The sequence below is a fragment of the Halorubrum halodurans genome, assembly GCF_002252985.1.
In the GTDB taxonomy this organism is placed as follows: domain Archaea; phylum Halobacteriota; class Halobacteria; order Halobacteriales; family Haloferacaceae; genus Halorubrum; species Halorubrum halodurans.
Genome location: NZ_NHPJ01000110.1, coordinates 25,014 through 31,697, shown reverse-complemented (window position 1 = coordinate 31,697; position 6,684 = coordinate 25,014). Strand labels below are relative to the sequence as shown.

Annotated in this window: 8 protein-coding genes; 2 read left to right on the top strand and 6 right to left on the bottom strand. The window is 71.1% G+C overall.

The window, feature by feature from the left end:
- Positions 1–247: 247 nt before the first annotated feature.
- Positions 248–1,684 carry a DEAD/DEAH box helicase family protein gene (locus DJ70_RS12970; protein ID WP_094533678.1) on the bottom strand — a complete coding sequence of 479 codons (1,437 nt, stop codon included), beginning with the start codon at positions 1,682–1,684 and terminating at the stop codon, positions 248–250.
- A gap of 50 nt (positions 1,685–1,734) precedes the next feature.
- Between DJ70_RS12970 and DJ70_RS12965 the strand changes: the two genes are divergently transcribed.
- The gene (locus DJ70_RS12965) at positions 1,735–2,718 is read left to right on the top strand and encodes an alpha/beta hydrolase (RefSeq protein WP_094533675.1); all 984 of its coding nucleotides are present in this window, start codon (positions 1,735–1,737) and stop codon (positions 2,716–2,718) included.
- A gap of 76 nt (positions 2,719–2,794) precedes the next feature.
- Here DJ70_RS12965 and mvaD read toward each other — a convergent pair whose 3' ends face one another.
- Together mvaD and DJ70_RS17495 are read right to left on the bottom strand one after the other, a co-directional pair.
- Positions 2,795–3,793: a phosphomevalonate decarboxylase MvaD gene (mvaD, locus tag DJ70_RS12960; RefSeq protein ID WP_094533673.1), complete on the bottom strand. Its 999-nt coding sequence runs from the start codon at positions 3,791–3,793 to the stop codon at positions 2,795–2,797.
- 217 nt (positions 3,794–4,010) lie between these two features.
- Entirely contained in the window at positions 4,011–4,271 is a 261-nt protein-coding gene (locus DJ70_RS17495; protein ID WP_094533671.1) for a hypothetical protein, read from the bottom strand.
- 155 nt (positions 4,272–4,426) lie between these two features.
- On the opposite strand from DJ70_RS17495, the gene DJ70_RS12950 reads away from it, so the two are divergent.
- Positions 4,427–4,759, top strand: a complete 333-nt coding sequence (locus DJ70_RS12950) for a 2Fe-2S iron-sulfur cluster-binding protein (protein ID WP_094533669.1) — start codon at positions 4,427–4,429, stop codon at positions 4,757–4,759.
- 64 nt (positions 4,760–4,823) lie between these two features.
- On the opposite strand, the gene DJ70_RS16995 is transcribed toward DJ70_RS12950, so the two are convergent.
- From DJ70_RS16995 to DJ70_RS12940, 3 genes are all read right to left on the bottom strand, one after another.
- A complete protein-coding gene (locus DJ70_RS16995; RefSeq protein ID WP_143421027.1) occupies positions 4,824–4,955 on the bottom strand; it encodes a rubrerythrin-like domain-containing protein in 132 nt (43 codons plus the stop codon).
- Between the two features lie 144 nt (positions 4,956–5,099).
- Positions 5,100–5,888, bottom strand: coding sequence for a thermonuclease family protein (locus tag DJ70_RS12945; RefSeq protein WP_094533667.1), 789 nt, complete (start codon positions 5,886–5,888; stop codon positions 5,100–5,102).
- A gap of 134 nt (positions 5,889–6,022) precedes the next feature.
- Positions 6,023–6,517, bottom strand: a complete 495-nt coding sequence (locus DJ70_RS12940; protein WP_094533665.1) for an HNH endonuclease — start codon at positions 6,515–6,517, stop codon at positions 6,023–6,025.
- Positions 6,518–6,684 lie beyond the last annotated feature (167 nt).

The following is a 6,684-nucleotide window of genomic DNA, read 5'->3' as shown; positions in this document are numbered from 1 at the left end:
GCCGCCGGCGACACCGCAGGAGCGAGCAACGCGAGCGACGAGGAGCACAGCGAGGCCCTCGACCGGAGACGGCTGGGGCTTTGAAAGAACTCACCGCCCCAGCAAGGATTCGGTTCTCATCACCTCGATCACTCACGAAACTCTCGTACCACTAGCGAGTGTGTTTTCGCGGCGGCTCCGACCGGTTTCGATCGATTCGAACTCGGTCCCTCAGAGATCGATCCGTTCGGAAGTACCTCGACGGACTTCACCGCCGGCGCGCCGCGACGCGCTCCTCGGCCGTCTCGGCCGAGACGATCTCGTAGAGCACCGCCCGGCCGCCGTCCGCCTTCGGCCGGAGGATCCGCCCGAGCCGCTGGGTGAACTCCCGCTCGCTGCCCGATCCCGAGAGGACGACGGCGACGTTGGCGTCGGGGACGTCGACCCCCTCGTCGAGGACGTTGGCGGCGACCACCCGGCCGTACGTCCCCTCGCGGAACCGCTCGAGGACCTCCCGGCGCTCCGCCGCGCCCGTCTCCGCCGTGATCGCGGGGATCAGGAACCGCTCGGAGATCCGGTAGACCAACTCCGTGTGGGCGGTGAAGACGATGATCCGGTCGTCCCGGTGACGCTCGAGGAGGTCCGCGAGCTGCTCGAGCTTCCGGTCGGCGTTCATCATGACCTCGCGCGCGGCCGACTTCGCGAGCAGCGCCTCCCGCGCCCGCGGGTCGTTGCCGGAGCGCATCACCAGCTTCCGGTAGTCGTCGCCGCTCTCGAAGGTGATCCCGGCCTCGCGGACGTACCCGAGGAAGGTCCCCTGCTTCTCGTCGTACCGCTCGCGCTCCTCGGGCGTCAGCTCCACCTCGATCCGCCGGATGTCGTAGGGCGCGAGGTGGTCGCCGGCGAGGTCGTCGACGTCGAGCGCGTAGACGCGGTCGCCGACCAGCGCCGCGACCGTCTCGTGGGCCCCGTCGGGGCGCTCGAACGTCGCCGTGAGCCCGAGGCGCGCGGGCGCGGCGAGCAGCCGGGCGACGTCCCGGTACCCCTCGCCGCCGAGGTGGTGGACCTCGTCGAAGACGACGAGCCCGAAGGCGTCGCCGACGTCCTCCGCTTTGAGATACGCGGAGTCGTACGTCGACACCGTGATCGCCTCCTGCCGCTGCTCGCCGCCGCCGAACCGGCCGATCGGGACGTCGAACTCGGTCTCCAGCTCGCGTTGCCACTGCTCGAGGAGGTCGACCGTCGGGACGACGACGAGCGTCGGAACCCCCAGGTCGACCATCGCGCGGATCGCGATCACGGTCTTGCCGGCCCCCGTCGGTAGCTCCAACACGCCCCGGTCGTCGGCGTCGTGCCACGCCGCGAGCGCGTCCGCCTGGTACTCGCGGAGGTCGTAGTCGGTCGAGAGCGCGAGTCCGGCGTCGCCGTCTCCGCGCGCCCACGCGAGCACCCGGTCGTCGACCGGAACCCCGGCGACCTCGAGCGCCCGGCGGATCGCCGCGTAGCGGTGGGCGGGGGCTCGACCCGTGCCCGACCGTGGATCGGCGTCGACGCCCGGAAGCGGCGGCAGACCGGGGGCGCCGCGGCAGGCGCCGTCGCGGTCGGCGTCGGGATCCGCCCCGCCGTCGTCGCCGTCGCCGTCGCTCCCGTCGGGGTCGGCCTCGACCCGGATCGTCCCGTTCTCGTACGAGAGCCGGACCGTCATCGGTCGACGTTACCGACCGACTGATAAAGGACCACCGCCTCGGTCCCCGCATGCGCGCGGCCGAACTCGACCCCGAACTCGCGGCGGTCGTCGACGAACTCGAAGCGCTCGGGCTCCCGGAGTGGCACGACCTTTCCGTGGCGGCCGCCAGACGCCTGGAGGACGAGGTGTTCTCGGGCGAGCCGGAGCCCCCCGTCGAGAGCGTTCGGGACCTCGCGTTCGACGGCCCGCACGGGGAGGTCCCCGTACGGGTGTACCGGCCGGCGGCCGCGACCGGATCCGGCGAGCCGGCCGACGCCGACGAGTCGGCCGACGCCGACGCGCCGCCCGCCCGGACCCTCGTCTACTTCCACGGCGGCGGCTGGACGCTCGGGACGCTCGACTCCATCGACGGCCCGTGTCGCGAGCTGGCGACGCGAACCGACGCCGTGGTCGTCTCCGTCGACTACCGGCTCGCGCCCGAACACCCCTTCCCGGTCCCCGTCGACGAGGCGGCCGCGGCGGTGGAGTGGGCCGCCGAGGTCGCGGCCTCGTTCGGCGGCGACCCCGACCGGCTCGGCGTCGCCGGCACCAGCGCCGGCGGAGCGCTCGCCGCCGCCGCGGCGCTTCACGCCCGCGAGTTCGACGGCCCCGAGATCGCGGGACAGTTCCTGTTGTACCCGATCGCCGGGTACGACCTCGAGACGGACTCCTACCGCGAGAACGCCGACGGGCCGCTCCTCACCCGTGCCGACATGGAGTGGTTCTACGAGCAGTACCTCCGGAGCCCGGTCGACGCGGCGAACCCCTTCGCGGTCCCGCTGCGGGCCGACGACCTCGGCGGGCTCCCGCCGGCGACCGTCGTCACTGCCGGCTTCGACCCGCTTCGAGACGACGGGCTGGCGCTCGCGGAGCGGTTCGCCGAGGAGGGGACGCCCGTCGGGAGCCGCCACTACCCCGCGATGGCCCACGGCTTCTGTAGCCTCACGGACCGGGTCGCGACCGCGGAGGAGGCGCTCTCGGCGGTCGCCGCCGACGTCAGGGAACGGTTGTAGTCGCGGCGGGGTCGCGCCGGCGACGCCCGCCGCCCGGATCCGCGTCCCGGAACCCGCTCGACGTCCGCACCGGGCCCTAGAACAGCGCCTCGCTCGCGTCGAGGACGCGAGCCGGCCCGCCGACCTCCCAGACGTCGGTGTCGACCCCGATCTCGGCGATCCGCGACTCCACCTCGTCGACGTGTTCCGCGCGGGTGTTGACGTACACCGACGCGCCCGTATCGGTGGAGAAGTAGACGTCGACGCCCGACTCGCGGAGCTCGCGCACCGCGTTGAACACCGCGATCGTCTCGGGCTGCCAGTACACCCAGCCGGCGGGGCCGGTCATCGTCGTCGCCGTCAGCGACAGCGAGTCGTGTTCGGCGGTGCCGTAGATCCGGTCGAAGTCGCCCTCTCGGAGCGCGTCTGTCATCTCCACGAGCTGGTCTTGAACGTGGGCGACCCGCGCGTCCATCATGTGGCTCGCGGCCGCCTCGCGGTGGGCCTCCTCGGTCTCCTTGTAGGCGGGGACGTGCGCGGCCACGATCCGGAGGTCCTCTTCGGGGTCGAAGCCGTCGTCGCCGACGCCGACGTCGAGGCGACGCGAGCGGCAGTCCGCGTCGTTGAGCCCGGTCTCGAGGAGCGAGTACGCGCCCGTCACGGCGCGGGCCGCCGAGGAGGAGCCGAGCCGGGCGACCGCCGAGACCGCGGGTAAGTCGAGATCGAGCCCCGCGGCCTCGACGAGGGCGAGCGCGGCGGCGGCGAACCCGGACGCCGAGGAGCCGAAGCCGATGTTCGACGGGAAGGAGTTCTCGCTCTCCAGCCGGACGGCCGCGTCGGTGCCCGCGCGCTCGCGGACCTCGTCGACGACCGCCGCGATCCGCTCGGCCGCCCGTCCCTCGACAGCCTCGCCGCCGATGACGTAGGTGTCCTCCGGGGCGTCCGGCTCCCACTCCACCGTCGTCGTGGTGGCGGTCGGGGCGGTACAGAGGCTGATGCTGTCGTGGTACGGGTAGCGACGCTCCTCGTCGCGCAGTCCGTGGTACTTGACGAGCCCCTGGATGGGGTGGGCGCGCGCGGTGGCCTTGCCGGTCATACCTCGGGAAGCGTCCGGCGGGGGATTAGTCGTTGCGATGGACGAGGGAAGCTCCCGATGAATCAGAAGTACGGCGGCGCGTGCCTCCGAACGCCCTCCGGGCGTGAGCAGCACGCGCGAGGGAGTCGGTCGGCCGGAGCGGAGGCCGGCCGACGAGGCTGGGGAGGTGTGAGGTGCTGATCGGCGATCGATCGTATATGGATGATCCGTACGACGGTCAGTCCGAACTCCGAAGCAACAGGTAGATCACGACCACCAACAGCATCACGTCCAGCCCCGCGATCAGCGTCAGCGGGGTGCCGAACCCCCACTGCCACGCCCACTCGCTTCCCCGAGTCGTCGCGTCCCTATAGATCCACCTCCCGAGCGTCGCCCAGAGGACGAGAAGCGCCGCGAGAAGGAACAGTTCGTCGCGGACGACGGTGACGCCCCAGAACCGATACGTCGGCAACCCTGCGACGGAGGGAGCGAGGACCATTGACGGGTTCGATCTCTCGTCCCCTGTATAAAAAACCGACATCGAAAACCGACCGAAACCGGACGCGTCGCGACGTGTCTCGCCCGTTTCCGACCCCGCGACGGCGACGCGATCGAGGGGAACCCTTTTTGACCGGTCGGCGGGTACGTCGCTCCATGACCGAGTACACCGTCGAGTTCGTCGGCACCGGCGAGACGATCGAGGTGTCCGACACGGAGACGATCCTTCAGCCCTGTATCGAGGAGGGGATCGCCCAGGAGTACTCCTGCCGCGTCGGCATGTGTCTCGCCTGCTCCGCGGAGATCGTCGAGGGCGAGGTCACCCAGCCCGCGGCCCGCGGACTCACCGACGAGGAGGCCGAGGAGTTCGCGCTCACTTGTATGGCGCGCCCGCAGTCGGACCTGAAACTCGACCGCGGGAAGTACCCGCCGAGCATCGAGGAGGACGCGGGATCGGGCACCCCGGCCGCGCCGGCCGACGACGACTGATCCCGGACGAGGAACCCCGCGACGATCGAGGCGTCCCCCTTGCGGGTCTCCGCACCCCGGTCGCCTACAGGTCCCGCGACCGACCCAGATGGAGCAGCTCCCCGCCGCAGTCACAGCGCCCCGACGTCTGCGAGCGCGTTCCGCATTCGAAACATTCGTACACTTCCTCTCCCGTTTCCGCGGTGTTCGGCCTCATGGTATTCGATAGCATGCCGAAGCGGATAGCTTTGTACCTTATATCCATAGTATTGTTTGATCGGATACGAGGCACCCCGGTTGACGAACGATCGGGTCCGCGGCGACGGTCCCGCGTCGTCGGGAGGCCGGGCGGCGACCGTCGTCAGGGGAGCGACTCGCAGGCGATCCCGTCGCCGTCGCCGTCGAGCCCGTGAGGATCCCCCGAGACCCCGTCCAACACGGCCTGCGCCTGCGCCCGCGTGTCGAAGTGCGAGCAGTCGTAGTCGCCGTCGGGCGGCGGGGGCGGAACGGTCACGTCGCCGGCGTCGGTCGGCACGAGCTCGGTCGCGCGTGACGCCTCGAACCCCCACAGGCCGAGCGACGCCCCGCGGGCGGCCCGTTCCGCCGCGTCGAACTCCGCGCGCATCGTGAACGAGGAGTCGTACACCCGCGCGTATCCGTCGGCGAGGAGCCGTTCGTTGACGTTCGTCCCGTCGAGGTACACGTACGCGAGGAGCCGGCCGAACCCCCCGCGGCGGTCCGTCGCCTCGTCGACCGCGATCCGTACCTCCTCGCCGGCCAGTTCGTCCCTCACGTGGCGCGTCGCCTTCTCACCCCACGCGTAGAGGTGATATCGGCCGGCGGCGGTCTCCGGGATCCCCTCGAACTCGGCCGGCGTCACCGCGTCCAGCGAGGTCTCCGGGGTGTCGACGCCCAACAGTCGAACCGTGTCGGTCTCGCCGTTCGGGAACGCGACCTCGATCGTGTCCCCGTCGATCACTCGGGTGACGGTCACCGTCCACTCGGTCCCGGTCTCCGGGACACGGGGCTCGGCCCCCTCCGTCGAGTCGGCGGGTGACGAGGGAGCGTCGTCGACGACGCCACCGGCACACCCCGCGAGCGCGACGAGCAGGAGGACGGCGAGCGTGGCGCGCCGCCCGCGGAGGTTCATACCGGACGAAACGATCTCGTCCACAAGAGTCGTTTGGTCGGCGAGCGCGACGGCCCGCCGAGGGGCCGGGACGCTCGTCACGGGCGGGGCACGCGACCGGCCGCCTCCCCGTCTCGGTCGGGGGGTCCGTCCGGTCAGCCGCGCTCGTGGGGGCCGCACGCGAACGCTTTCAGCTCCTCGAGGAGGTCGGGCCGTTCCTCGACGATGCGCCTCATCCGCTGGTGGGCCTCGCCGTGGCAGTCGCTACACAGGGTGATCAGATTGTCCGGATGGTCGGGACCGCCGGCGGAGAACGGAACGATGTGGTGGAGCTGGAAGTCCGGCCCGTCCTCGTCCGTCGGCGTGACGTCCGCGCCACAGCGTTGGCAGACGGACGCGTCGCGCTCTATCACTTGCTCCCGAACCGACCGCGCGAGACTTCGCGATTCGGCGATGCTCTCCGCGTGGCGGATCTTGTGATGCGCTCTCATGCCCCCCTCGTTCGCGAAGACCTCGCCACAGGTCGGACACTCCCGCAGGTTCCGATACTCCACGAGCTTCTCCTCGTGAGCGATCGTGTGGTGTGCCTTCATGTCCCGCTCGCGTGCGAAGTCGTCCCGGCCACAGGTGGGGCAGACGTGCGTCGCCATCGTCCCGATCGACGCCGTCTGCGCCGTTAAGCGTTGGCGGCGGAACCGGTGACGAGGGCGGCCGGCGCGCGTGATCCGGTCGGGGAAGCCCGGAGGGGCACGTCGCGAGCCACGGTCAGTCCGCTACGCCCGTTCCCCGATTCAGATCCCTCTCTCAACTTTCAGTC